Here is a 25375-nt window from a genome sequence, read left to right on the forward strand (position 1 = left end):
CGTCGGTCGCATCGGCCGCGTCGGTCGCGGTACGGCCGCGGGAGGCCTCAGTGCCCGGCCAGGAGCGCGGCCAACGCCCCGTCCACGTCCAGGCCCGCGTCCTCCCGCCCCGGCGGGACCCGGCGGAGGGAGCGCTCCAGCCAGCCGGCGACGGCACCGGCCGGGGCCTCCAGCAGGGCGTCACCGGCCGGTGAACTGAGGGCCAGACAGATGACGTTCCGTCCGGCGAGCCGAGTCGGCCAGATCCGCACATCACCCTGACCGCAGGCCCTGAACACCCCCTCCACCAGCAGCTCCCTGGCGAACACCCAGGTCACCGGGGTGTCCTGGCCCAGGTGGAAGGTGATGTGCACCGCGTACGGGTCGTCGACGCGGTAGCTGAGCCGGGCCGGGACCGGGATGCTGCGCTCGGGGGAGAGGATCAGACTGACCCTCAGCTCCTGGCAGATCTCGGTCTCGCTGTCGGAGCTGCCGGGGGTGTCGGCGCTGTCGGGGTTGGTGGGGTTGTCAGGGTTGGTGGGGTTCATCGTGGTGCCCTCTCTCGACCGTTCCCGTGCGGGTTACTGGAGAAGAGCGACCGGAGCGCGGACTCTTACAGCACTTCCGCGCGAGTTCCGTGGGACTTCGGGCAAGTTGCGGGACAAGTCGCCCGCGGAGGGTGACCCGCGTACTACGCTTTGTCACTGCCCGACGACGTGGCGTGCACGAAGCCGCCCGGCAACGCAGACGAAGCAGGTCTCTCTCTATGACGGCTGTCCCACCCGCTGCGGACCCCGGAGCCGACGGCCCCGCGGCCGGCTACTACCCCGACCCCTCGATCCCGGGATACGTCCGCTACTGGGACGGGCTGGGCTGGGCCGCCGGGACGAGCCGTCCCGCGCCCGCCGAGGGCGAGGAGCTGGCCCCGCCGCGGGCCGCTGCGCGGAGCAGTGCGCCGTCCCTCCGCTTCGTCCCGCCACCGGTGCCGCAGCGGCTCCTGCCGCCGATCGAGGCGGAGCCCGACCAGACCGGCCCCATCTTCCTGGACGAAACGGGCCCCTTCCCCGAACCCACGGCCGGAGCACAAGCCCCCCACTCCGCCGAGCCCCCCCACCAAGCCGAGCCGGCCCCGTGGGGCGGGGGCGCGCCTGGAGCCGGGGTGGCCCCTTGGGCCGGGTCGGCGCCGCAGGTCGGGCAGGGTCCCGGGCCTCGGGCGGGGGAGGCCCCTGGGGCCGGGGTAGCCCCCTGGGCCGGGGTGGAGCAGCGGGTCGGGCAGGAGCCCGGGACCGAGGTTGCCCCTTGGGCGGGGTCGGCGGCGCAGGTCGGGCAGGCTCCTGGGCCTCGGGTCGCGGTGGAGCCGCAAGCCGGCGTGGAGGTTCGGGCTGAGCGGGAGCTGCCGTCCGGGCGGCACGGGTCGGCCGTGCTGGTGGCCGGGGCCGGACCCGCGCCGGGGTCTGCTCAGGGGTCTGCGGTGGAGGATGCCAGTGGTGGCGGCAGTAGCCGATGGGTGGCGGATGTGGAGCAGCAGCGGGGACTGCTGGAGACCGGCCGGGCCCCGCGGTGGGTCTCCTGGGGTGCGACCGGGGCTGACGCCCCGTCACCCCTTCCGGTGACTTCGGCACCGTCCTCCTCGCCGCACCGTCCCGGCCCGATCGACCTGCTGGCCCTGGCCGAGGCCGAGGTCGAAGCAGAGGCCCAAGCCCAGGCCCAGGCCGAGGCGCTGGCCCTGCAGCAACGCCAGCACCACCGCCCACCGCAGGTCGGCACCTCCGTGCCCGCGCCCTCCGCCGAAGCCGCTGCCCCCGGCAGGGTGGCGCCCGGCTCCGCTCCCGGCTCCGCCGAGATTCCAGCCCCCGCCTCCGGCAGGGGAGTTGCGCCCGCGCCAACCACCGCCCCCGCCCCTGCCCCCGGCAGGGCGGCTGCGCCCGCGCGCGGCTCCGCGCCCGCAGGGGCCCCCGCTTCCAACCCCAACCCCGCCCCCGCCCCCGGGAGGGGGTCCGTGCAGCCGGGGGTGCGGTCGGGGGCTGGGGCTGCCGGCCGGCGCGGGCCCCGGCCGGCGGTGCTGGGGCGCCGCCTCGCCGCGCGGCTGGTGGACCTGGCCGTCGTCGTCGGGGCGGTCGCCGCTCTGGGCGCACCGGTGATCCAGCAGGCGGTGGCGCACGTCCAGGAGAAGGTCGATTCGGCCCGGCTGCTCCCCGGCCAGACCAAGGTCTGGCTCGTGGACCCGCAGACCCTCACCGCGCTCGGGCAGCTCGCCCTCGGCCTCCTGGTCGTCGGGCTGTTCTACGAGGCGCTGCCGACCGCGCTGTGGGGGCGCACGCTCGGCAAGGCGCTGTTCGGACTGCGGGTCCTCGACCGCCGGTCCAAGCAGAAGCCCGGCTTCGGCCGCTCGCTGACCCGCTGGCTGTCGTACCAGCTGCTGCTGCTCCTGCCGCTGGTGGGCCTGCTCGACCTGGTCTGGTGCATGGTGGACCGCCCCTGGCGCCAGTGCTGGCACGACAAGATCGGCCGCACCTTCGTCGCTCCCGCCCGCCCAGCCGCTCCCGCCCGCCCAGTCGGCCCTGCCCGCCCCTCGAAATGATGTCATCCGATTGGCCCCGGAGCGGGTGTCAGATACCCGCCTGACGCCTTATCGGCTGATCTACTCCCTTTATGACGACACCTGAGCCGCCCGGCGGGAACCCCTACACGGATCCGTACGCCGATCCGCCGGTCGCCAAGAACCCGTACAACGGCACCCCCTACGGCGACCCCACCCCCGCACCCCTGCCGTACTACAACCCCGCCGGTGCCGGAGCCCCCGCACCCGCGGACATGCCGCCGCTGGGCGGGCTGGGCGAGCGGCTGGTCGCCAGGATCATCGACTGGGTGCTCATGATCGTCATCGGCACCGCGCTCGCCACGGCCGTCGTCCTCGGCAGCAGTATCGACGACGTCTACATCGTGGCGGTGTCTCTGCTGGTCGCCAGCGTGCTGGGCTTCGTCTACGAGGGGCTGATGCTGAGCCGGTCCGCAGGGCAGACCCTGGGCAAGCGGGTGATGAAGCTCCGGGTCGCGGTGCTGGCCGACGGCTCGGTCCCGGGCGGGGCCCCGGCCTGGATCCGGTCGGCGGTCTACTGGCTGCCCGGCGCGCTGACCAGCCTCTGCCTGCCGCTGCTGTTCTCGCTGCTGAACGTCCTCTGGTGCACCTGGGACAAGCCGTACCGCCAGTGCCTGCACGACAAGGCAGCCAAAACCCTGGTGGTCAAGGCCGACTGACGACCCGGCACCCGCCCACACCCCCGGCAGGCCGAAGGGGCCCGACCCCGCACCCGGGTGGACCCCTTCACTGCCCTGCGTCTGCCGCGCGCCGTAGCGCTACCTGCGGGCGTTCTCCCGGGCCGGGATCGACTCGACGGACGGGGCGTCCTGCGACGGGCGGCCGGAGGCGACGAGGCGGCTGCGGGACGGGGCGGGGTCGCGGCGGGCCGGTGCAGTGATCGCCAGCGCCGCGGCGATCGTGCCGAGGGTCAGCCCGAGCATCACCAGCAGCGAGATGGCCAGCAGGCCGTGGGCACCGGAGAGGGCGAGCAGGGCGACTGTGGCGCATACGACCGCGAGTGTGCCATAGCAGATCTGGGCGGGGGTCAGACGTGGCATGGCTGTTCCGTCCTTGGCTTCGGGGCGAGCGGGCCGGGGGGTCGGTTCCGCTGGGGGCCTGACGTTGCTTCCGGTACTGCGTTCGGATTCAGCTTCGTTGCTGCTCTGTCCTCGGCGTCCGAACGCCCGGCGTCTCCGTCAGGTTTCATCAGCCCTGTACCCGGCTCGGGACCGAGTGACCCCAGCCTAACCTTCGTTGACGGGGCACGGGGGGCGCACGGGCTCATCCTTCGGGGGGAAGGTTTCCCTGGCACATGCCACAAGCGCGCGGAAAGCGCCCCATGCGCCCCCTGGACATCAATGGCCCACCTGTGCACGCAAGTTGCCGGCTAGTGGCCGAGCACGACCGGCGTTCCGGTCAGGGTGACCCCGGCGTCCTGGAGCTGCTTGAGCGCCGTCTCGGTCGACTCCTTGCCCACACCCGCCGTGAGGTCGAGCAGCACCCGGGTGGTGAACCCCTCCTTGGCGGCGTCCAGCGCGGTGGCCCGGACGCAGTGGTCGGTGGCGATGCCGACCACGTCCACCTCGGTCACCCCGCGGTCGTGCAGCCAGGCCGCCAGGGTCATGCCGTTCTCGTCCGTCCCCTCGAATCCGCTGTACGCGGCGGAGTAGGCGCCCTTGTCGAACACCGCCTCGATCGCGCCGGAGGTGACGGTGGGTGCGAAGTTGGGGTGGAAGCCGACGCCCTCGGTGCCGGCCACGCAGTGCACCGGCCAGCTGGTGGCGTAGTCGGGGGTGGCGGAGAAGTGGCTGCCGGGGTCGATGTGGCAGTCGCGGGTGGCCACCACATGGGCGTACCCGGCGGTGGACTCGGCCACCAGGTCGGTGATGGAGGCGGCCACCTCCGACCCTCCGGCCACTTCGAGGCTGCCGCCCTCGCAGAAGTCGTTCTGCACGTCGACGACGATCAGTGCGCGGTGCATGGCTCTCCTTGGAGCGGCTGCCTGTGAGGGACTGACGGCGGGAAAGTGAGGGTGTTGGAACGAGAGTAGGGAGCGCCGCCCGTTCCCGCGAGGGGGAGGGCGTCGCCGTCTGCGTTCCGTACCCGGCGCCCGGCAGGCTACCCGGTGACGTACTCGGTCGGGATGACCGGGTCACCCTTGGACAACTGCGTTGCGGACATCGGCAGTTGCTCGCGCGAGCGGATGTGCCGCTCGCGCGCCGCCGCCAGCGGCTCGCGGCCGACGACCTCGCCGCCGCGCACCAGCGGGATCTGCAGCTGCCGGTCGGCGAGCTCGGCCGGGACCGGTCCGGTGCCGACCACCTCGGCGTCGGCCACGCCCTCGGCGTCCAGCCGCCGGGCGCCCCACTTGCGACCGCCCCGGCTGGACTTCGCCCCGGCGGAACGCTTCGCCACCGGGACCAGCGGGGCGTCCGGGGCGTCCGAGGAGGCGCGGGCGACCAGCTTGTAGACCATCGAGCAGGTGGGCTGCCCGCTGCCGGTGACCAGCGAGGTGCCGACCCCGTAGCCGTCCACCGGGGCGGTGCCGAGGGCGGCGATGGCGTACTCGTCCAGGTCGCTGGTGACGGTGATCCTGGTCTTCTCGGCGCCCAGGTCGTCCAGCTGGCGGCGGACCCGGTGGGCCAGCATCAGCAGGTCGCCGGAGTCGATCCGGACCGCGCCCAGCTCGGGTCCGGCCACCTCGATCGCGGTGCGGACCGCCTCGGCCAGGTCGTAGGTGTCGATCAGCAGCGTGGTCCGCCGTCCCATCGACTCGACCTGGGCGGTGAAGGCGTCCCGCTCGCTGTCGTGCAGCAGGGTGAAGGCGTGCGCGCTGGTGCCGGTGGTGGGCAGGCCGTACTGGAACCCGGCCTGCAGGTCCGAGGTGGCGGAGAAGCCGGCCACGTAGGCGGCGCGGGCGGCGGAGACCGCGGCCTGCTCGTGCGCCCTGCGCGCCCCCATCTCGATCAGCGGGCGGGTGCCCGCGGCGGCGGACATCCGGGAGGCGGCGGCGGCGATCGCCGAGTCGTAGTTGAGGATCGACAGGATCAGCGTCTCCAGGATCACCGCCTCGGCGAAGCTGCCCTCGACCACCAGCACCGGCGAGCCGGGGAAGTAGCACTCGCCCTCGCCGTAGCCGCGGATGTCGCCGCCGAAGCGGTAGTCGGCGAGCCAGGCCAGGGTGGGCTCGTCGACGACCTGCTGGTCGGAGAGCCAGTCGAGCTGCGGGGTGGTGAAGCGGAAGGCCTCGACCGCGTCCAGCACCCGGCCGGTCCCGGCGGTGACGCCGTAGCGGCGGCCCTCGGGCAGCCGGCGGGTGAAGACCTCGAAGACCGAGCGGCGGCGGGCGGCCCCGCTGCGCAGTGCCGCCTGGAGCATGGTGAGCTCGTAGCGGTCGGTGAGCAGCGCGGTGGAGGCGGCGGCGGAGTCGGCCGTACGCGCGGGTGCAGACAGAAGAGCGGCGTCCATGGAGATGATGCTACTGCACATCTCGTCAGTTTGACGATTTCTCGCGCCGGTTGACCCGGCGTCGGCCCCGGATCGCTTTGGAATCACACGGATGGCAGCATGGAAGGGGCGCGGAGGCCATCGAAGGACCCGCGCGGACGAACCCGAACAGGAGCCACACCGTGAGCGTTGCGCCGGTCGAGATCGAGCGCACCGAGTGGGACACGTCCTCGTTGGAGGAGGTGTCCCCCGACACTCCCTGGGTGACCATCGTGCACAACGACCCGGTCAACCTGATGAGCTACGTCGAGTACGTCTTCCAGTCCTACTTCGGCTATCCCAAGGAGAAGGCGAAGCGGCTGATGATGGACGTGCACCAGAAGGGCCGCGCATCGGTCTCCACCGGCAGCCGCGAGGAGATGGAGCGGGACGTCCAGGCGATGCACGGCTACGGTCTGTGGGCGACGCTGCAGCACGACAAGTGACGTACGCTCAGCACTTCCGACTCCCGATCCACTGACTCCTGACTTGCGAAAGGCGCCACGGACCTCCTCATGGCCGGACTGTTCAAACCCGCCCGCCACGGTGGCGCCGCCCTCACCCTCGACCCGGTCGAGGCCTCCATCCTGCGCAGCCTCGCTGTCCAGATGCTGGAACTCCTCGGTCCGGAGGACGAGCCGGCCGAGGACGACGACCCGCTGGCCAGGCTGTTCGCCGAGGGCCCGAGCAAGGCGCCGGACGATCCGGCGCTGGCCCGGCTGTTCCCCGACGCCTACGGCGAGGGCGAGGACGCCGCGGAGCACTCGGCCGAGTTCCGCCGCTTCACCGAGAACGACCTGCGCAGCCGCAAGCGCGGCGACGCGCTGGCACTGATCCGCGGCATCGACGGCGCGGGCAGCGACCGCAAGGGCCGGACCGAGCTGAAGCTGGACCGGGACGGCTGCACCCACTGGCTGGGCGCGCTGAACGACCTGCGGCTCACCCTGGGCACCAGGCTGGAGGTCACCGAGGACCCGGAGGCGGCCGAGGACCTCTACCGGCTGCCGGACGAGGACCCGCGGAAGCCGCTGATGATGGCCTACCTCTGGCTCGGCGGGCTGCAGGAGACGCTGATCGAGGCCATCACCCGCTGACGGCGGCCGACTGACGGCCCCCGGGCGGGTGCTCATATCCTGGCGCCATGCTGACCATCACCCGAGCCCTGCACGACGCGATCGTCGACCACGCCCGCGCCGACCACCCCGACGAGGCCTGCGGCGTGGTCGCCGGACCGGCCGGCACCGGCCGCCCCGAGCGCTTCATCCCGATGCTGAACGCCGCCAGGTCGCCCACCTTCTACGAGTTCGACTCGGGCGACCTGCTGAAGCTCTACCGGGAGATGGACGACCGGGACGAGGAGCCGGTGATCGTCTACCACTCGCACACCGCGACCGAGGCCTACCCGTCCCGTACCGACGTCTCCTACGCCTCCGAGCCCGGGGCCCACTACGTGCTGGTCTCCACCGCGGAGAGCGGCAGCGAGGAGGGTCCGGTGCAGTTCCGCTCATTCCGCATTGTGGACGGTGAGATCACAGAGGAAGACGTCCAGGTGGTCGAAGGTGACGGCTGAGCGCGTCGGCGGCGGCCCCGGAGACCCTGCCCCGGGGCCCCGCGGGCGTTACCCTGCTCATGACATACCACAATCCGATACGCGACCATCCGCAGACTGAGACCCCCATCCCTTTCGGGGGTCGGGAATCTATACGATGAGCCCATGCGTTCCCTCGATGTGAGCACTCCCGCCCCGGGCCTCCGCCTCGTGGCGCGGCTGCACGTCGACCTGTGCCGCCTCGCCAGCGCGATCTGTCGCCCCAGCTGAGCGCCGCGCACCCGCCCCGCGCACCCCTCCAAGCCCCACCCGCCGGCCCGCTCCTCCTGCTCGGAGCGGGACCGACAGCCCCCGCCTTCTTCTCCCACCACTCCACAGGAGCGCAGCCATGGCCATCGAGGTCCGCATCCCCACCATCCTCCGTACCTACACCGACGGTGCCAAGGACGTCGAAGGCAGCGGCGACACCCTGGGCGCGCTCTTCGACGACCTCGACGTCCGGCACCCCGGCATCCGGGCCCGGCTGGTCGACGCCGGCGAGCTGCGCCGCTTCGTCAACGTCTACCTGAACGACGAGGACGTCCGCTTCCTCGACGGCATCAACACCGCCCTCGGCGAGAACGACAAGGTCACCATCCTCCCCGCGGTGGCCGGCGGTTCCGTCTGATGAAGTACGACACCTCCCTCGACGCCGTCGGCAACACCCCTCTCGTCGGCCTGCCACGCCTGTCGGCGGGCATTCCCGGCAACGAGGAGGGTGTCGTACGCCTCTGGGCCAAGCTGGAGGACCGCAACCCCACCGGCTCGATCAAGGACCGCCCCGCGCTGCACATGATCGAGCTCGCCGAGGCGGACGGCCGGCTCACCCCCGGCTGCACCGTGCTCGAACCCACCAGCGGCAACACCGGTATCTCGCTGGCCATGGCGGCCAAGCTCAAGGGCTACCGGATGGTCTGCGTGATGCCGGAGAACACCAGCGAGGAGCGCCGCGAGCTGCTCCGGATGTGGGGCGCCGAGGTCATCCCGTCCCCGGCGGCGGGCGGCTCCAACACCGCGGTCAGGGTCGCCAAGGAGCTCGCCGCCGAGCACCCCGACTGGGTGATGCTCTACCAGTACGGCAACCCCGGCAACGCCGGCGCGCACTACGCCACCACCGGCCCGGAGATCCTGGCCGACCTGCCCGGCATCACCCACTTCGTGGCCGGCCTCGGCACCACCGGCACGCTGATGGGCGTCGGCCGCTACCTGCGCGAGAAGGTCCCCGGCGTCACCATCGTGGCTGCCGAGCCGCGCTACGACGACCTGGTCTACGGGCTGCGCAACCTGGACGAGGGCTTCGTCCCGGAGCTGTACGACGCCTCGGTGCTCACCACCCGCTTCTCGGTCGGCTCCGCCGACGCCGTGCGCGGCACCCGCGACCTGCTCCAGCAGGAGGGCATCTTCGCGGGCGTCTCCACCGGCGCGGTGCTGCACGCCGCCCTCGGCATCGGCCGCAAGGCGGTGAAGGCAGGGGAGAGCGCGGACATCGTCTTCGTGGTCGCCGACGGCGGCTGGAAGTACCTGTCCACCGGCATCTACACCGCGGCCAGCACGGAAGAGGCGGTCGAGCTGCTCCAGGGCCAGCTCTGGGCCTGAGTTCCGTCCGCCCCTGCGCACAGCGGCCCCCACCCTTGTGACTCGGGTGGGGGCTGTTTATTTATCTGTTTCCTGATCCGAAACTGTCACAGGACGACGACAGAGAACGATCAACGGTCAGGTTCCTCGTTGGGCCGGAAAAGGTTGCCCTTGCTGCTAGAGAGCGCAGCCCGAGCCGGAGGAGGCACCACGATGAGTCCCCGCAACGGAGAGCTCTGGTCCTACACCGAGATCGCCGCCCATATCGGCGTCAAACCGGAGACGGTGAAGTCCTACCGCCGCCACGGCATGCTGCCCGACCCCGATGTCGTCACCGTGCTCGGCCAGCCGCGCTGGTACGCCGACACGATCCGGGCCTGGAGCGCCCGCCGCCCGCACAGCCGGGACCGCTAGGCGTCCGCGCCCGCGCCCGCGCCCGCGGCGTCGGGGCCGAGGAGCGCGCCGCGGGCCGCGTCCCTCGCCTCGACCAGCGCCGACTCGTAGGCGTCCATGGTCACCTTCGCCTCGTCGGTCATCCGCTCCAGCTCGGGGTCCAGCTCGTTGCCGGCGGCGACCCGGGCCAGCAGGTCGCGCAGTTCCTCGCTGTCGGCCTCGAGCCGTTCCATCTCGGCCAGCTCGGCGAACACCGCGTCCAGCCGGACCACCTTCGCGGCGTACCGCTCCAGCCGCTGCACCCGCTGGTCGATGCCGCGCAGGGCGATCTCCAGGGCCGCCCGGCGCTTGGCGACCACCTCCGCGGGCCCGCTGCCCGCCGGGACGGCCGGGAGCCGCTCGGCCAGCGCGCTGTAGCGGAGCAGGTTCTCGGCGACGCTCCAGACCTGCTCGGGCAGCGACAGCGCGTTGCGGCGGCGGTCCAGCAGGTCGTTGCGGTGGGCCTTGGACCGCAGCACCGTGTCGGCCGCCGCCTGGGCCCGGGCGACCAGCGGCTGGGCCTCCGGCCGGAGCTGGCCGGGCAGGATGTAGTGGCCCTCGGCGTCGGCCAGGGTCCGCTGCCGCCGGCCCTCGCCCAGCCGGGGACGGCGGTCCCAGAGGTAGCCGGCGGTGAAGGAGATCAGGAAGCAGCCGCAGATCAGCGCCGCCATCGAACCGGCGACCACGAAGAACCAGTGGCCGAACATGCTCTCGGCGACCACGGTGCAGCCGAAGACGATGACCAGGCTGCCGAGCACCGCCCCGGCCAGCGACCCCAGCCAGCCCTCCTCCATGCCGCGCCGGCTGGGCGCCCCCTGCGCCTCCCGGGCCCTTACCAGCTGCCGGGCCGCGGGCGGCAGCCCCGGATCGAACACCACCCGCGGTCTGACCTTGCGGGTGGACGGGTGCGGCCCGAGCCGGCCGGGCCGAGCGGAGGAGGAGTACGGCGAGTGCGCAGAACTCATGGACCGGCCTTCCTGCGGAGGCGTCGCCCCCTGGGGCAGCGCGCAACGACGGCTACGACGGTTCCAACAGCTTCAGCGGCCGGGCTGCCTGCTGATCGATCGTCAACCCGTACCGCTGCCGGGCGGCCTACCTCCACCCATCATCACCATAGGCGGCTACCGGCCGCACCGACAGGGCCTCTCCGGGAGGGCCGGCCCCGGGTCGGCGCATCCGCCAGGGCGCACGCCGTACGAACGCCCGCACAGGCGTTTCACCCGTTCGGGTGGCCGAGTGCGCGGGCAGGGTGACACTTCCCGGTGACTTCGACCACAACCGGCCCCGCGGACAGCAGCGAAGGCTTGGCGTCGCCTTACCCTCGACTTTCAACGGGCAGCGCACAGCTCTGCCGGACCCAGCACCAGGAACCAGGTACGAACCGGCGGAGGAAGCGGGATGGAACTGACCGTGGTGGGAAGCTCGGGTAGCTTCCCGTCAGCCGACTCGCCCTGCTCCTGCTACCTGGTCGAGGCGGACGGCTTCCGGCTGGTCATCGACCTCGGCAACGGCGCGCTCGGCGCGCTGCAGCGCTACTGCGGGCTCTACGAGGTCGACGCGATCCTGCTGAGCCATCTGCACGCCGACCACTGCATCGACATGTGCGCCTACTACGTCGCCCGGAACTACCGGGTCGGCGGCTGCCCCGACCCGCTCGCCGTGTACGGACCGCACGGCACGCCCGAGCGGCTGGCCCGGGCCTACGACATGGACGAGCACCCCGGCATGAAGGAGGTCTTCGACTTCCGGACGCTGCGCGACAGCACCTTCTCGGTCGGCCCGTTCAGCGTCACCGCGGTCCGGGTCGCCCATCCGGTCGAGGCGTACGCCTTCCGGGTGGAGCAGGGCGGCAGCGCCTTCGTCTACAGCGGCGACACCGGCCCCTGCGCGGAACTGGTCGAGCTGGCCCGCGGGGCCGACCTGCTGCTCAGCGAGGCCGCGTTCACCGACGGCAAGGAGGACATCCCGGACCTGCACCTCAATGGCCGGGAGGCGGGGGAGCACGCGGCCGAGGCCGGCGTCGGCCGCCTGGTGCTCACCCACATCCCGCCGTGGACGGACGCCGAACGCAACCGCGCGGACGCGGTTGCGGCGTACGGCGGCCCGGTGGGGCTGGCCCGGCCCGGGGACGTCTACTCGTTCTGACGACGTGTCCGACTACTTGATGTTGTCCTCCTCCAACTGGTCGTCGTCCTCCCGGCCCGGGGTCTTCAGGTTGAACTTGGTGATCACGAAGCGGAACACCGTGTAGTAGATCGCCGCGAAGACCAGGCCGATCGGGATGATCAGCCATGGTTTGGTGGCCAGGCTCCAGTTGATGCCGTAGTCGATCAGGCCGGCCGAGAAGCTGAAGCCGTCGTGCACGCCCAGTCCCCAGGTCACCGCCATGGACACACCGGTGAGGACGGCGTGGATGACGTAGAGCACCGGGGCAATGTAGAGGAAGGAGTACTCGATCGGCTCGGTCACGCCGGTGACGAAGGAGGTCAGCCCGACCGAGATCATCAGGCCCATCACCTCCTTGCGGCGGTGCGGCTTGGCGCAGTGGGCGATGGCGATGGCGGCGGCCGGCAGGGCGAACATCATGATCGGGAAGAAGCCCGAAGTGAACTGGCCCGCGGTCGGGTCGCCCGCCAGGAAGCGGTTGATGTCACCGTGCACCACGGTGCCGTCCGGCTTGGTGTAGTTGCCGAACTGGAACCAGAAGAAGACGTTCAGGAACTGGTGCAGGCCGACCACCAGCAGCGCGCGGTTGGCCACACCGAAGATGCCGGAGCCGGTGGCCCCCAGGTCGGTGATGCTGTTGGCGAAGGAGTCCAGCCCGCGCCCGATCGGCGGCCAGATCCAGAGGCACAGCACCGCGAAGACCAGGGCGACGCCGGACATGATGATCGGAACCAGGCGGCGGCCGTTGAAGAAGCCGAGCCAGTCCACCAGCTTCACCCGGTGGTAGCGCTGCCAGAAGAAGGCGGTCAGCAGCCCGATCACGATGCCGCCGAAGACCCCCGGGTTCTGGATCGTCGCGGCGGCGACGGAGGTGAAGGGCCCGGCCTTGGGCCCGGTGACGCAGACGCCGGAGTTGAGCACGGCGGGGGAGGTGCACTTGGCGAAGGCCTTGAGGATGTTGAAGTAGACCAGGAACCCGGCCACCGCGGCGAGGGCTGTCGATCCGTCAGCCTTCTTCGCCATGCCGATCGCGACGCCGACGGCGAACAGCAGCGGGAGGCCGAGCGAGCCGTCCAGCAGGGCGCCGCCCGCGCCGCCGAAGACCTTGACCAGGTTGGTGGGGAAGCCCCAGCTGGTGTGGATGTCGTCCTGGCCCAGCCGGTTCAGGATGCCTGCGGCCGGCAGGACCGCGATGGGGAGCTGGAGGCTGCGTCCCATCTTCTGCAGTCCGCTGACCAGGCCTTGCCACCATGGCGCCGATGGAACGGCGGCATTCGGCGAGCTCATGCGTTCTCCTCGTCGGGCTTGCTGTGCGTACGGGCAGGCCGGGGTCGCCCCCGACGCCGGTTTGGCCCGTCCCGAAAATTGGTGTAGACCAGTTGTGCGCGAGCTCGCCCGGAACAGGGGTCGTGACCCCTGTGGTCATCCTCGTCGCGCGGAGTGATCTTCGCGCGCGAAGTTGGGCCAACCGTGAGTTACCGTGTGATTGCGGACCAAAAGGGCGTTCCGTGCCGGAGCGCGCCCGACGGACCGACGCATACGGCGAGCAGGGCCGAGAACAGGAGAAAGACTCATGGCCACGAAGGCTGAGAAGATCGTCGCGGGGCTCGGTGGCATCTCGAACATCGAAGAGGTCGAGGGCTGCATCACCCGGCTGCGTACCGAGGTGAAGGACCCCTCCCTGATCGACGAGGCGGCGCTCAAGGCCGCGGGCGCGCACGGCGTCGTCAAGATGGGCACGGCGATCCAGGTGGTGATCGGCACCGACGCCGACCCCATCGCCGCCGACATCGAGGACATGATGGAGTAACGCTCCGTCACCAGGACCGCCCTCGCGAGGGGCAAGGTCGACGGCCCGCGCCGTCCGGACGACCGCACGACCGGTCGCCGGGGGCGCGGGCCGTCGGCGTGTGCGGGGGGACCCGTTCGGCGGATAGGGTCGGAAGCATGACACGCAACGACGGCCGCAGCCTCGACCAGCTCCGCCCCATCACCATCGAACGGGGCTGGAGCAAGCACGCCGAGGGTTCGGTACTTGTCTCGTTCGGGGACACCAAGGTGCTCTGCACCGCGAGCGTCACGGAGGGTGTGCCGCGCTGGCGCCGGGGCAGCGGCGAGGGGTGGGTGACCGGCGAGTACTCGATGCTGCCGCGCGCCACCAACACCAGGAACGACCGCGAGTCCGTGCGCGGCAAGATCGGTGGACGCACCCATGAGATCAGCCGGCTGATCGGCCGTTCGCTGCGCGGCGTGGTCGACACCCGGGCACTGGCCGAGAACACCATCGCCATCGACTGCGACGTGCTCCAGGCCGACGGCGGCACCCGCACGGCGGCGATCACCGGCGCGTACGTGGCGCTGGTGGACGCGGTGCGCTGGGCCCAGGCGAAGAAGATCACCCGGGCCAAGGCCGACCCGATCGTCGGCGCGGTGAGCGCGGTGAGCGTCGGCATCGTGGGCGGCCTGCCGATGACCGACCTCTGCTACGAGGAGGACGTCCGGGCCGAGACGGACATGAACATCGTCTGCACCGGTGACGGCAGGTTCGTCGAGGTGCAGGGCACGGCGGAGGGCGCGCCCTTCGACCGCGACCTGCTGAACCAGCTGCTCGACCTCGGTCAGCTGGCGTGCGCCGAGCTGGACGAGATCCAGCGCAAGGTCCTGGAGGGGTGAGCGGGATGGCAGCGCAGAAGGCGCAGAAGGCGCAGAAACTGATCCTGGCCACCCGCAACGTCGGCAAGGTGGTCGAGCTGCGGGAGATCCTGGGCGAGGCCGGACTCGGCGTCGAACTGGTCGGCGCCGACGCGTACCCGGAGATCCCGGACGTGGCCGAGACCGGTATCACCTTCGCGGAGAACGCCCTGCTGAAGGCCCATGCCCTGGCCCGGGCCACCGGGTTCCCCGCGGTCGCGGACGACTCCGGGCTGTGCGTGGACGTGCTCGGCGGCGCACCGGGGATCTTCTCCGCGCGCTGGGCCGGCGTCCACGGCGACGACAAGGCGAACCTGGACCTGCTGCTCGCCCAGATCGGCGACATCGCCCCGCCGAACCGGGGGGCGCACTTCGCCTGCGCGGCGGCACTGGCCCTCCCGGACGGGACGGAGCGGGTGGTCACCGGCCGGCTCCTCGGCACGCTCCGTTACCAGCCGGTCGGCAGCAACGGCTTCGGCTACGACCCGATCCTGCAGCCCGAGGGCTACGAGATCACCTGCGCGGAGCTGACGCCCCAGCAGAAGAACGCCATCAGCCACCGCGGCCAGGCCTTCCGAGGGCTGGTCCCGGCCGTCCGCGAACTGCTCGGCTGACCGCATCCGCACACGCAGCAGGCCCGCTCCGTTTCTCCGGAGCGGGCCTGCTGCGTGTGCGGGCTGGTGCGGCCGAAGGGATTCGAACCCTCATGTCCTTTCGGACAAACGGACCTAAACCGTTCGCGTCGCCGTTGCGCCACGGCCGCTTGCAGCAGCCATCGTACCCGGTGCCGTCCGGCGGAGTCCTGTGGCTTTTGCGGTGTTGGGGGTGCGCGTTGTGGTTGAGACCAATAGGACTAGGCCACTTTACGATTCGCGGCTCTGAGCTGGCCTTCCTGTGAACCTTAAGGAAACTTAAGTGACTGACTGCCAAAGAGGGTCTTGACGGACGGGGTTGGTCCAGGCCAATTTATGCATCAACAAGCGGTGGTTACCGGGGAGTCGTGTGGGGGCTCCGGATCAGCCTGCCGTAGCGGTTCCGCAGGGTCAGTGACGGATGTTGTTGTTGCGGAGGCAGAAGATGCAGAGCATGCCCACACACAGCGGGGCGAGACGAGTACTGGTCGGGGCGTGTTGCGGCGCGCTGCTCGGAGCCGGTGCGCTGCTGGCGACCGGAGGGTCGGCGCAGGCGAGTACCACCCAGCTGCTGGCCAACCCCGGGTTCGAGAGCGGCAACCTGGGCAGCTGGAGCTGTTCGACCGCCGACAAGGTGGTCACCAGCCCCGTCTCCTCGGGTTCGTACGCGCTGTCCGGGACCCCGGTCGGATCGGACTTCGCGCAGTGCGCGCAGACCGTGTCCGTCGCCCCCAACTCGACCTACACGCTGACCGGGAAGGTCGAGGGCAGCTACGTCTACCTCGGCGCCACCGGCACCGGCGTCACCGCGAGCAACTGGACTCCCAGCGCCACGACGTGGCAGACGCTGTCGACCAGCTTCACCACCGGGGCGACCACCACCTCGGTGCAGGTGTACGTGCACGGGTGGTACGGGCAGCCGGCCTTCACGGCCGACGACCTGTCCCTGGTCGGCCCGGCCGGCGGCGGGGCCACCTCCAGCCCGACCCCGACCCCGAGCACCACTCCCAGCTCCAGCACCAGCCCCACCGCGACGCCCACCCCCACCGCGACGGCGACGCCCACCCCCACCGCGACGGCGACCCCTCCGCCCGCGGACACCGGCTTCCGGCACCCGGTCTACATGATGCCGCTGGACAACTCGCCGCAGTCGATCTCCGACATCATCGCGGGATCCGGTGAGAACGAGTTCCTCTTCGCCTTCGTGCTGGACTCCGGCGGCTGCACCCCCGCCTGGGGCGGCAACGCCTCGACCACCGTCGCGGCGGACACCGCCGTGCTGGCGGACGTGAACGCGGCCCGCGCGGCCGGCGGCGACGTCGCGGTCTCCTTCGGCGGCTACAACGGCACCGAGCTGGGGACCACCTGCGGCAGCTCCAGCGCGCTGGCCGCCGCCTACCAGAAGGTGATCGACAAGTACCGGCTCACCCGGATCGACCTGGACTGGGAGAACGGCAGCCTGGACGCCAACATGGCGGTCCGCTGGGGCGCCATCAAGCAGTTGGAGGCGGCCAACCCCAACCTGAAGGTCACCGTCACCATCCCGATGACCACGGTCGGCCTGCCCGACACCGGCCGGGACGAGATCCAGCAGGCGATCAACAACGGCGCCAGGATCGACCGGGTGAACATCATGGACTTCGACTTCGGCCTCACCGCCGGGACGGAGACCGCCGCCGCCGAGGGCGTCGCCAACGCGGTGGTGGCACAGCTGGAGAAGCTCTACGGCTGGGACGCCGCGACGTCCTGGGCGCACCTGAGCGTGCAGCTGATGAACGGTCACACCGACCAGGGCAGCGAGCTGTTCACCCAGTCCACCTTCAACGACCTGCTCGCCTTTGTGAAGTCGAACCACGCGGCGGCCTTCTCCTACTGGGCCGTCAACCGCGACCGCGCCTGCGACCCGAGCGTGGTCCACAACTGGGCCGACGGGACCTGCAGCAGCGTCACGCAGAACCCCTACGACTTCACGAAGATCATCACTCAGTTCAACGGCTGAACGACCCCCACTGTCCACCCGCGTCGGGTCGCGTCATGCACCCCCACGGCTTCGGCCGCATGTCGTGCTCACACCCCCGGCGCGGGTGTCCACCCGCACCACCCCACGTGATCCCGCACCACCTCGCGTGACTCTTCACACCCCCTCACACACCCCCTCTCCGATCCAGGAGCACATCCATGCCTGAACGCGTCCCGACTACCCCTCGCGGCACCTCGCGGAGAATGCGACGCGGTACCGCGCTCGCCACCGCGACTGTGCTGATAGCCGGGTCCGCCGCGCTCGCCGCCACCGTCACCGGGGCCAGCGCCGCGTCCACCAACCTGCTGGCCAACGGTGACTTCGAGAGCGGCAGCCTCAGCGGCTGGACCTGTTCGACGCTGGACAGCGTCGTCAGCACCCCGGTCCACGGCGGCACCCACTCGCTGCTCGGCGCGGCATCCGCCTCGGACACCGCGCAGTGCGCGGAGACCGTGTCGGTGCTGCCCAACACCGCGTACAGCCTGTCCGGCTACGTCGAGGGCGCGTACGTGTACCTGGGCGCGACCGGGACCGGCGTGACCGCCAGCAACTGGACCCCGAGCGCGACCACCTGGCAGCAACTGTCGACCAGCTTCACCACCGGGGCGACCACCACCTCGGTCCAGGTGTACGTGCACGGCTGGTACGGGCAGGGCTCGTACCACGCGGACGACATCACCCTGACCGGACCGGGCGGAGCGACCACCAGCCCGTCCGCCTCGGCGAGCACCTCGGCCAGCGCGAGCACCAGCCCGAGCGCCTCGGCCTCGGCCTCCGCGTCGCCGTCCCAGTCGGCGTCGGCCTCGACCAGCCCGTCCGCCTCCGCTTCGGCGTCGGCCTCGGCCAGCGCGAGTGCCTCGCCGAGCGCGACCGCGACCGCGACCGGCACCAGCGGGACCGGCACCGGACCCACCGGTGACGGCCTGGTCAGCACCCCGACCGGGGTCACCGCCACGGTCACCAACACCGCCGTGACCCTCTCCTGGGCCGCGTCCACCGACAACTCGCAGACCGGCGACACCCCCGGCTACTACGTGTACTCGGGCGCCAACCTGGTCGCCACCGCGATGGGCCCCAAGGTGACCGTCAGCTCGCTGCTGCCGAACACCGCCTACAAGTTCACCGTCCAGGGCTACGACAAGGACGGCCACGCCTCCGGGCAGTCGGCGGCGGTGTCGGCGACCACGGGTTCCGCGGCGAGCGGTGCGATGAAGTCGGCCTACTTCGACCAGTGGTCGATCTACGGCAACGCGTACTACCCGAAGAACGTCGGCACCTCCGGTGCCGCGGCGAACATGAAGGTGCTGACCTACGCCTTCGAGAACGTCGACCCGTCCTCGCACACCTGCTTCGAGGCGGTCAAGGCCAGCGACTCCACCAACGAGGCCGACCCCAACGCCGGTGACGGCGCGGGCGACGCGTTCGCCGACTACCAGAAGTCCTACACCTCGGACATCAGCGTCGACGGCACCTCGGACACCTGGTCGCAGCCGATCAAGGGCAACTTCAACCAGCTGCGCGAGCTGAAGGCGAAGTACCCGAACCTGCGGATCAACCTCTCCATCGGCGGCTGGACCTACTCCAAGTACTTCTCGGACGCGGCTGCCACCGACGCCTCCCGCAAGGCGTTCGTCTCCTCCTGCATCAACATGTTCATCAAGGGCAACCTGCCGACCAACATCTCCGGCGACGCCTCGGGCGGCACCGGCGCGGCGGCCGGCCTGTTCGACGGCATCGACATCGACTGGGAGTACCCGGCCTCGGCCGGCGGCCACACCGGCAACCACACCTCGGCTGCCGACACCGCCAACTACAGCGCCCTGCTCGCGGAGTTCCGCACCGAGCTGGACGCCTACGGCAGCAGCATCGGCAAGCACTTCCTGCTGACCGCGGCCCTGCCCAGCGGCCAGGACAAGATCGCGCTGATCCAGCCCGCGCAGATCGCCAAGTCCCTGGACTACGGCGACATCATGACCTACGACATGCACGGCGCCTGGGACGCGACCGGTCCGACCAACTTCCAGGACCCGCTGCACAACACCGCCTCCGACCCGAGCACGGCGATCGCGCCCGGAACCGAGAAGTACAACGTCGACTCCACCATCGCGGCCTACACCACGGGCGACGCGGCGTACGGGATCACCGGCGGCTTCCCGGCCGGCAAGATCGTCCTCGGGGTGCCGTTCTACTTCCGCGGCTGGACCGGGGTCCCGGCCGGCAGCAACTTCGGCCTCTACCAGTCGGCCACCGGCGCCAGCCCGGTGCAGTCGTTCACCCAGCAGGCGGGCATCGCCGACTGGAAGGAACTGGCGGCCAAGGGCCTGACCACCGGCTCCAACGTGCACTGGGACGCCACCACGCAGAGCTCGTGGATCTACGACGGCACCAACTTCTACACCGGTGACACGCCGCAGGCGATCACCGCGCGCGGCGCCTACGCCACGTCGAAGGGCCTGGGCGGCATCTTCGCCTTCTCCTTCGAGGGCGACGACTCCTCGGGCACCCTGATCAACGCGATGAACAGCTCCATGCAGTAGCTGTAGCAGGAGCAGCCGTATCGAGGGGCGCACACCGCAAGGTGTGCGCCCCTTCGGCGTGTCAGCGGCGTGTATCAGACCGCCAGGTCGCGCAGCAGCTTGGCCACGTGCCCGGTCGCCTTGACGTTGTAGAGCGCCCGCTCGACCTTGCCCTGCTCGTCCACGATCACGGTGGAGCGGATCACGCCGACGACGGTCTTCCCGTAGAGGCTCTTCTCGCCGAAGGCCCCGTACGCCGTCAGCACCTCCTTCTCGGTGTCCGCCAGGAGGGTGACCTTCAGGTGCTCCTTCTCGCGGAACTTGCCGAGCTTCTCCGGCTTGTCCGGGGAGATCCCGATGACGTCGTAGCCGGCCCCCGCGAGCAGGTCCAGGTTGTCGGTGAAGTCGCAGGCCTGCTTGGTGCAGCCGGGGGTCAGCGCGGCGGGGTAGAAGTAGACGATCACCTTGCGGCCCAGGTGGTCGGCCAGGGAGACCGGCTTCCCGTCGGCGTCGGGGAGGGTGAAGGCCGGGGCGGTGTCGCCCGGCTGCAGCCTCGACTGCTTCGTCTGCGCGTCCGTCATGGGTGTGCTCCTGTGCTCCGGTGCGTCTGGGTGGCGGTCGTGCCGACTCGAACCTACTCCTGGGGTCCGACAATTCCCCGGGGTGCCGTTGCGCGCGGCGAGGGGGGACCTGACAAACTGTTCGTCAGGCGGCAGTAGCAGGCAGCGACGGAAGGTGGGCTCGTGAGCGAGGTCGGCACGAGGGGCAAGGGCAGTGGCCCGGACGGGCGGACCGCCGCGCAGATCGAAGCGGACATCTACCGGACCCGACAGCAGCTCGCGGCGACCCTGGACGAGCTCGCGGTGGCGGTCCACCCGTCCACGCTCGTCGGAAAGGCCAAGGCCGACGCGAAGGCCGCGGTCGACCGCACGGTCGGCCAGGCGTTCGTGACGGCGAACCGCGGGGTCGAGCAGGCGCGGGCGCAGTTCGTGGACGAGAAGGGCAATCTGCGCAAGGAGCGGGTCGTCCCGGTGGCCGCGGTGGCCGCCGCGGTCGTGGTCGGCTGGGCGCTGCTGCGGCGGCGTCGGAAGTAGTCCTCCCGTCCCAGGTGGGAGCGGTGCGGACCGGTGGTAATGACCCACGGGTCCGCTTCCAGGCATGGTCCGGTGTACGGTCCAGGAGTGAGCGAATCCTCTGTGACCGAGCCCGGTTCCTTCGGTGAGAAGCTGCCGATCCGGATGCTGCACGACCGGGTGCTGGTCCGCAGCGACGGCCCGGAAGGGGACCGCCGCTCGACCGGCGGCATCCTGATCCCGGCGACCGCGGCCCTGTCCAAGCGCTGCGCCTGGGCCGAGGTGGTGGCCGTGGGCCAGAACGTCCGTTCGATCAAAACCGGCGACCGCGTCCTCTACGACCCCGAGGACCGCGCCGAGGTCGAAGTCCGCGGCCAGCTCTACATCCTCCTCCGCGAACGCGACGTCCACGCGGTAGCGGCGGAGCGAGTAGGCGACACCGAGGGCTCGACGGGGCTGTACCTGTAGCCCTCCAGCGGGATGACCCTGCCCCGCGCCGACCGACATCGGGCGGGTAGCGCCGATTCCCCGGTACCGGTGATGTCCAGGCCATGGGGCCTGCTGCGGGTCGGCGGGGCCCGTGTCGCTGGTGGGCCCCGCCGGCTGGTGTTCCGGGGTGGGTCAGACGACGATGCGGTCGAGGTTGGGGGCGCCGGCGGAGGGGTTGGAGAATTCGATGGTGTTGGTGTTGCCGGCGTTGAGTTGGACGGTGATGGTTTTGGTGACGACGGTGTTGTAGTCGGGGGTTTCGGGGAAGCTGACGGTTTGGTTGACGCCGTTGGCGGTGACAGTGGCGGTGCGGGCCTGGCCGACGCTCATGAAGTAGATGGTCAGGGTGTAGCTGCCGGCGGCGGGTTCGGAGACTCCGGTGAAGGTGGCGGTTCCGCCGTTGCCGAGGTAGCTGAGCTTCTTGCCGCCGCTGCAGTGGGCGCAGCTGGTGATCGTGGTGCCGCCGGCCAGGGTTGCCGCCTCAGCCTCGTAGGAGACGTTGCCGCCGGTCGGCGGGGTGGTGGTGGGCGGGGTGGTCGTCGGCGGGGCCGTGGTGGGCGGGGGCGTGGTCGGGGGAGTAGTGGTCGGCGGGGCGGAGCTGCCGGTGGGGAAGGTCCACTGGGCGGCGGCGCCCGAGCAGCTGCCTGCCGTCAGCGTGGTGCCGGAGGCGCGGAAGCACTTCTTGCCGGTCTGGATGTCGGAGATGGTGCCGTTGGTATTGGCGGACCACTGCTGGGTCGGCCCGCCGGTGCAGGTCTTCAGGTCCAGGTTGCTGCCGGACATGTCGGCGCACAGGTTGTGCAGCTGGAAGAAGGTCCCGTCGAAGGTGAACTGCTGCTGGGCCGAGCCGTTGCAGGCGGCCATGTCCAGCTTGACGCCGTTGCTTGCGCTGTTGCCCGGGTCGTCCATGCAGGTCGCCGTGGAGCTGTTCTTGTACTGGCCGACCGTCACGATCGGGGTGGCGCCGCCGTAGCAGGCGCCGGTGCTGGTGTTGAAGATTGGGGTGGGGTCGTAGGTCTCGTTGCTGGGCGGTGAGACCACGACGGGTTCCAGCGAGGGGGTGTTGTCGGCGTTGTAGTTGGTCAGCGCGTCCTCGCACTGGATCGCCTTCATGGCGTTGCCGCCCTGGCCGCCGAGCCACAGGTCGGTGTGCCAGAGCTTGGGGCCGCCGTCGGGGCCCTTGCCCTTCCAGTCGGCGCTGCACTCGTCGCAGCCGTCCTCCATGATGAAGTACTTCTTCACCCGGGCGACGTAGATCTTGGTGCCGGGGGCGAACTCCGAGCTGTCGCTGGCGAAGGTGATCGGGTCGGCGTAGGTGCCGGTGCCGCCTGCTGTGTCGTGCAGCTGGGGGTAGGAGATGTCGCCGCCGGGCGGGGTGTTGTCCCACCAGCCGTAGAAGGTGACGAAGGCCGACTGGGTGGTCGACGCACTCGCGGCGGGTGCGGTGGTGAGAACGGCGGCGACGGCGGCGATCATGGCGATACAGACCGCGATGATCGTTCTGGTCAGCGTGCGTTTGCGCATGGTGCCTCCCGGCATGACGGATGCTCAACACTTCTGTGGATGCAGCGTGTTGCCGGGAGACGGGGCGCGTCAATATCTGGTTAGGAAAATTTACTAACTATATGAATCCAGGTGTGTGAAGGTCCGTCAGGGGAGAGTCGGGCGGCCCGTCAGGGGAGCGCCTGGCCGGTGTCCGTGGACTCGGCCGTCGGCCGGGAGGTCGGCTCCTCGGTACGGGTCGGCGGGGCCGGCACCGTGGGCGGGGCGGTGGGCTCGACCGGGCCCGACGCGGTCCCGGTCGCGGTCGGCCCGCCGGTCGGCGGGACGGTCACCGGCGGGACGGTGGACGCGCCGCCGCTCGGGACGCCGGTGTCGGCGCTCGCGCTGGCCGTTGGGGTGCCCAACTCGGCGTCGTCCAGCGGGGCCTGGAGGTCGAACTGCTGCACCGGCTGTCCGCTGAGCGCCTTGGACATGTAGTCGGTCCAGATCGAGGCCGGGAAGGTGCCGCCGTTGACCCGCTGGATCCCGGCCGCGTCGCCGAGCGAGACCTGTGCGTGGGTGGTCGGGTCCTCGGCGAACAGGCCGACCGCGGTCACCAGTTGCGGGGTGAAGCCGACGAACCAGGCCGACTTGTTGCCGTCGGTGGTGCCGGTCTTGCCCGCCACCGGGCGGTTCAGGGCGAGGGCGGCGTAGCCGGTGCCGTCCGGGCTGATCACGTCCTCCAGCACCGAGGTGACGGTGTCCGCCGTGGTCCGCGGGAAGGCGGTCTCGGCCTTGTGCGCCGGCAGGCTGTGCGCCTGGCCGTCGTGGGTCAGCGCCTGCACCGACCAGGGGGCGATCCGCTGCCCGTGGTTGTCCAGGGTGGCGTAGGCGCCGGCCATCTGGATCGCATTGGGAGTGGCCGAGCCGAGGGTGATCGCGGGCACCGCCTCCATGCCGGGGGTGTCGGCCGGGAGCCCGGCGGCGATGGCGGCCCTGCGGACGTTGTCCAGGCCGGCGTCCGCGCCCTCCTGCGCGTACACCGAGTTGACGGACTTCTTCATGGCGTAGCGCAGGCTGATCTCGCCGTAGTCGACGTCGTCCTCGTTGGCCGGGTTGTAGGACATCCCGGCCGGCAGCCCCTGCACCTGGCGGCTGCTGGTGCCGTCGTAGAGGGTGGACGGGGTGATCGGGATGCCGTCCTGGGTGGTGGCGTGGTTCTGCAGGCCGGCGGCCAGGTCGAAGGCCTTGAAGGTGGAGCCGACCTGGTAGTCGGTGCGCAGCGCGTCGTTGAACTGCTGGACGCCGTAGTCGGGCCCGCCGTAGGCGGCGAGCAGCTTCCCGCTGCCCGGGTCGACCGATCCGGCGGCGGCGCGCACGGCCTTGGCCTTGGCCTTGTCCGGGAGTTGCTCCTCGAACTCCTTCTTGACGGCGGCGGCCAGCGCGTCCTGGTCCTTCTTGACGAAGGTGGTGGTGATCTTCCAGCCGCCCGCGTTGAAGGCCGCCGCGTCGACGATGCCGTTGTCGCTGAGGTAGTGGCTGGCGATGTCGATCAGGTAGCCGGCCTGGCCGCCGACGCCGGGGGTGCCGCCGGGCGGCAGGGTGTGCGGGAAGACCATGGCGCCGCGGTCGGCCTGGGTGACCCAGCCGAGGGTGACCATGCCGTCCAGTACGTAGTTCCAGCGGTCGACGGCGGCGGCCTTGCCGCTGCTGGTGGCGGTGCCGACGTCGTAGGCGCTGGGCGCCTGCAGCAGGGCGGCCAGGTAGGCGGCCTGGGGCACGTCCAGCGCGGACGCGTTGATGCCGTAGTAGGCCAGCGACGCGGCCTGGACCCCGTAGGCGTTGCGGCCGAAGTAGCTGGTGTTGAGGTAGCCGGCCATGATCTCGTCCTTGCTCTCGGTCTGGTCGACCTTGAGCGAGATGAAGAACTCCTTGATCTTGCGGCTGATGGTCTGGTCCTGGGTCAGGTAGTAGTTCTTGACGTACTGCTGGGTGATGGTGGAGCCGCCCTGGACGCCCTTGCCGGTGAGGGTGGACCAGGCGGCCCGGACGGTGCCCCTGATGTCGACGCCGCGGTTGCTGTAGAAGGTGCGGTCCTCGGCGGAGACGGCGGCGCGCTGGACGTTCACCGAGATCTGGTCGATCGGCACATTGATCCGGTTGGTCTGCCCGGTGCGGCCGAGCTCGGTCTTGCCGTCGGCGTAGTAGTAGACGTTGCTCTGCGCGGTCGCGGCGGCGTTCGGGTCGGGGACCTGGACCAGCGCGTACATGGTGACGAAGGCGGCGACGGCCACGACGATCAGGCCGAGCAGGCCGGCCAGCGCCATCCGCCAGGTCGGGATGATCCGGCGCCACCAGGGCTTGGCCCGGCGGGCGGCGCGGCGCGCCTTCCGCTTGGCCCGGCGCCGGTCGCGGCGGCCGGCGCCCATGCCGCCGCCCTCGGACCGGTCCTCGCTCTCGAGGGTGTCGCGGTCCATCGGGTGCCCGGGGCCGTCGGGGTCGTCCCGCCGGGGCGGACCCGAGGGCTCGCCGGGCTGAGCGGGCTCGCCGGGCTGGGCGGGCTCAGCGGGCTGGGGATCGCTGCCCTGGGGTCCCTCGGGCTCCGTGGTCATCCCGCTACCGCTCCTCGCATCGACGCTTTGTGTCCGATTATGTGTCGCTTGTC

The 25375-nt window shown here is 70.9% G+C and carries 26 protein-coding genes, 1 tRNA gene and 1 pseudogene; 18 read left to right on the plus strand and 10 right to left on the minus strand.

Annotated elements, in window-relative coordinates; genetic code table 11:
• Positions 1–47: 47 nt before the first annotated feature.
• The gene (locus ACEZDG_RS29420) at positions 48–527 is read right to left on the minus strand and encodes an SsgA family sporulation/cell division regulator (protein WP_380515172.1); all 480 of its coding nucleotides are present in this window, start codon (positions 525–527) and stop codon (positions 48–50) included.
• A gap of 218 nt (positions 528–745) precedes the next feature.
• Here ACEZDG_RS29420 and ACEZDG_RS29425 point away from each other — a divergent pair.
• The 3 genes and pseudogenes from ACEZDG_RS29425 to ACEZDG_RS29435 all read left to right on the plus strand — a co-directional run.
• Positions 746–877: pseudogene (locus tag ACEZDG_RS29425) on the plus strand (DUF2510 domain-containing protein); the annotation flags it as partial.
• 711 nt (positions 878–1588) lie between these two features.
• Positions 1589–2560 carry an RDD family protein gene (locus ACEZDG_RS29430; protein ID WP_380515378.1) on the plus strand — a complete coding sequence of 324 codons (972 nt, stop codon included), beginning with the start codon at positions 1589–1591 and terminating at the stop codon, positions 2558–2560.
• A gap of 71 nt (positions 2561–2631) precedes the next feature.
• Complete coding sequence (locus tag ACEZDG_RS29435; protein ID WP_380515175.1) at positions 2632–3237, plus strand: RDD family protein; 606 nt, start codon at positions 2632–2634, stop codon at positions 3235–3237.
• A 99-nt stretch (positions 3238–3336) separates the two neighbouring features.
• Here the strand turns inward: ACEZDG_RS29435 and ACEZDG_RS29440 are convergent, their stop codons facing one another.
• The 3 genes from ACEZDG_RS29440 to ACEZDG_RS29450 form a co-directional block, all read right to left on the minus strand.
• Positions 3337–3618 (minus strand): hypothetical protein, encoded by a 282-nt coding sequence (locus ACEZDG_RS29440; RefSeq protein WP_380515178.1) that lies wholly within the window; start codon positions 3616–3618, stop codon positions 3337–3339.
• 329 nt (positions 3619–3947) lie between these two features.
• Positions 3948–4541: an isochorismatase family protein gene (locus ACEZDG_RS29445; RefSeq protein ID WP_380515181.1), complete on the minus strand. Its 594-nt coding sequence runs from the start codon at positions 4539–4541 to the stop codon at positions 3948–3950.
• A gap of 137 nt (positions 4542–4678) precedes the next feature.
• Positions 4679–6028, minus strand: a complete 1350-nt coding sequence (locus ACEZDG_RS29450) for a nicotinate phosphoribosyltransferase (RefSeq protein WP_380515184.1) — start codon at positions 6026–6028, stop codon at positions 4679–4681.
• Positions 6029–6189: 161 nt separating this feature from the next.
• Between ACEZDG_RS29450 and clpS the strand changes: the two genes are divergently transcribed.
• The 7 genes from clpS to ACEZDG_RS29485 all read left to right on the plus strand — a co-directional run bounded on the left by clpS (position 6190) and on the right by ACEZDG_RS29485 (position 9623).
• On the plus strand, positions 6190–6492 hold the full coding sequence (gene clpS, locus ACEZDG_RS29455) for an ATP-dependent Clp protease adapter ClpS (RefSeq protein WP_380515187.1): 303 nt from the start codon (positions 6190–6192) through the stop codon (positions 6490–6492).
• Between the two features lie 69 nt (positions 6493–6561).
• Positions 6562–7140: a DUF2017 domain-containing protein gene (locus ACEZDG_RS29460; RefSeq protein WP_380515190.1), complete on the plus strand. Its 579-nt coding sequence runs from the start codon at positions 6562–6564 to the stop codon at positions 7138–7140.
• Positions 7141–7187: 47 nt separating this feature from the next.
• The gene (locus ACEZDG_RS29465; RefSeq protein ID WP_380515193.1) at positions 7188–7616 is read left to right on the plus strand and encodes a Mov34/MPN/PAD-1 family protein; all 429 of its coding nucleotides are present in this window, start codon (positions 7188–7190) and stop codon (positions 7614–7616) included.
• 144 nt (positions 7617–7760) lie between these two features.
• Positions 7761–7865, plus strand: coding sequence for a putative leader peptide (locus tag ACEZDG_RS29470; protein WP_380515195.1), 105 nt, complete (start codon positions 7761–7763; stop codon positions 7863–7865).
• A gap of 118 nt (positions 7866–7983) precedes the next feature.
• Positions 7984–8262, plus strand: coding sequence for a MoaD/ThiS family protein (locus tag ACEZDG_RS29475; RefSeq protein WP_380515198.1), 279 nt, complete (start codon positions 7984–7986; stop codon positions 8260–8262).
• A complete protein-coding gene (locus ACEZDG_RS29480; protein ID WP_380515201.1) occupies positions 8262–9230 on the plus strand; it encodes a PLP-dependent cysteine synthase family protein in 969 nt (322 codons plus the stop codon). The genes ACEZDG_RS29475 and ACEZDG_RS29480 overlap by 1 nt, the downstream gene beginning before the upstream one ends.
• Positions 9231–9422: 192 nt before the next feature.
• Positions 9423–9623, plus strand: coding sequence for a MarR family transcriptional regulator (locus tag ACEZDG_RS29485; protein ID WP_380515202.1), 201 nt, complete (start codon positions 9423–9425; stop codon positions 9621–9623).
• Here ACEZDG_RS29485 and ACEZDG_RS29490 read toward each other — a convergent pair.
• On the minus strand, positions 9620–10606 hold the full coding sequence (locus ACEZDG_RS29490) for a hypothetical protein (RefSeq protein WP_380515205.1): 987 nt from the start codon (positions 10604–10606) through the stop codon (positions 9620–9622). The genes ACEZDG_RS29485 and ACEZDG_RS29490 overlap by 4 nt on opposite strands.
• Positions 10607–11039: 433 nt before the next feature.
• On the opposite strand from ACEZDG_RS29490, the gene ACEZDG_RS29495 reads away from it, so the two are divergent.
• The gene (locus tag ACEZDG_RS29495; RefSeq protein WP_380515207.1) at positions 11040–11786 is read left to right on the plus strand and encodes an MBL fold metallo-hydrolase; all 747 of its coding nucleotides are present in this window, start codon (positions 11040–11042) and stop codon (positions 11784–11786) included.
• A 12-nt stretch (positions 11787–11798) separates the two neighbouring features.
• On the opposite strand, the gene ACEZDG_RS29500 is transcribed toward ACEZDG_RS29495, so the two are convergent.
• On the minus strand, positions 11799–13094 hold the full coding sequence (locus tag ACEZDG_RS29500) for a PTS transporter subunit EIIC (RefSeq protein ID WP_380515209.1): 1296 nt from the start codon (positions 13092–13094) through the stop codon (positions 11799–11801).
• Between the two features lie 286 nt (positions 13095–13380).
• Here ACEZDG_RS29500 and ACEZDG_RS29505 point away from each other — a divergent pair, with 286 nt between their 5' ends.
• The 3 genes from ACEZDG_RS29505 (at position 13381) to rdgB (ending at position 15112) form a co-directional block, all read left to right on the plus strand.
• Complete coding sequence (locus ACEZDG_RS29505; protein WP_380515211.1) at positions 13381–13617, plus strand: glucose PTS transporter subunit EIIB; 237 nt, start codon at positions 13381–13383, stop codon at positions 13615–13617.
• Positions 13618–13754: 137 nt separating this feature from the next.
• Positions 13755–14480, plus strand: a complete 726-nt coding sequence (rph, locus tag ACEZDG_RS29510; RefSeq protein WP_380515214.1) for a ribonuclease PH — start codon at positions 13755–13757, stop codon at positions 14478–14480.
• 5 nt (positions 14481–14485) lie between these two features.
• Positions 14486–15112, plus strand: coding sequence for an RdgB/HAM1 family non-canonical purine NTP pyrophosphatase (rdgB, locus tag ACEZDG_RS29515; RefSeq protein WP_380515217.1), 627 nt, complete (start codon positions 14486–14488; stop codon positions 15110–15112).
• 64 nt (positions 15113–15176) lie between these two features.
• Here rdgB and ACEZDG_RS29520 read toward each other — a convergent pair.
• Positions 15177–15261 (minus strand) — tRNA-Leu (locus ACEZDG_RS29520).
• Between the two features lie 323 nt (positions 15262–15584).
• On the opposite strand from ACEZDG_RS29520, the gene ACEZDG_RS29525 reads away from it, so the two are divergent.
• Positions 15585–17129 (plus strand): carbohydrate binding domain-containing protein, encoded by a 1545-nt coding sequence (locus ACEZDG_RS29525; RefSeq protein ID WP_380515220.1) that lies wholly within the window; start codon positions 15585–15587, stop codon positions 17127–17129.
• A 224-nt stretch (positions 17130–17353) separates the two neighbouring features.
• A complete protein-coding gene (locus ACEZDG_RS29530) occupies positions 17354–19687 on the plus strand; it encodes a glycosyl hydrolase family 18 protein (RefSeq protein ID WP_380515222.1) in 2334 nt (777 codons plus the stop codon).
• 74 nt (positions 19688–19761) lie between these two features.
• On the opposite strand, the gene bcp is transcribed toward ACEZDG_RS29530, so the two are convergent.
• The gene (gene bcp, locus ACEZDG_RS29535) at positions 19762–20247 is read right to left on the minus strand and encodes a thioredoxin-dependent thiol peroxidase (RefSeq protein WP_380515225.1); all 486 of its coding nucleotides are present in this window, start codon (positions 20245–20247) and stop codon (positions 19762–19764) included.
• A gap of 162 nt (positions 20248–20409) precedes the next feature.
• Between bcp and ACEZDG_RS29540 the strand changes: the two genes are divergently transcribed.
• Both ACEZDG_RS29540 and ACEZDG_RS29545 read left to right on the plus strand, forming a co-directional pair.
• Complete coding sequence (locus ACEZDG_RS29540; RefSeq protein ID WP_380515226.1) at positions 20410–20760, plus strand: DUF3618 domain-containing protein; 351 nt, start codon at positions 20410–20412, stop codon at positions 20758–20760.
• Positions 20761–20904: 144 nt separating this feature from the next.
• Positions 20905–21207 carry a GroES family chaperonin gene (locus ACEZDG_RS29545; protein ID WP_380515380.1) on the plus strand — a complete coding sequence of 101 codons (303 nt, stop codon included), beginning with the start codon at positions 20905–20907 and terminating at the stop codon, positions 21205–21207.
• Positions 21208–21360: 153 nt separating this feature from the next.
• Here the strand turns inward: ACEZDG_RS29545 and ACEZDG_RS29550 are convergent, their stop codons facing one another.
• Positions 21361–22752 (minus strand): ricin-type beta-trefoil lectin domain protein, encoded by a 1392-nt coding sequence (locus ACEZDG_RS29550; protein WP_380515229.1) that lies wholly within the window; start codon positions 22750–22752, stop codon positions 21361–21363.
• Positions 22753–22901: 149 nt separating this feature from the next.
• On the minus strand, positions 22902–25322 hold the full coding sequence (locus tag ACEZDG_RS29555; protein WP_380515232.1) for a transglycosylase domain-containing protein: 2421 nt from the start codon (positions 25320–25322) through the stop codon (positions 22902–22904).
• Positions 25323–25375 lie beyond the last annotated feature (53 nt).

The organism is Streptacidiphilus alkalitolerans (genome assembly GCF_042511045.1).
Lineage (GTDB): Bacteria > Actinomycetota > Actinomycetes > Streptomycetales > Streptomycetaceae > Streptacidiphilus > Streptacidiphilus alkalitolerans.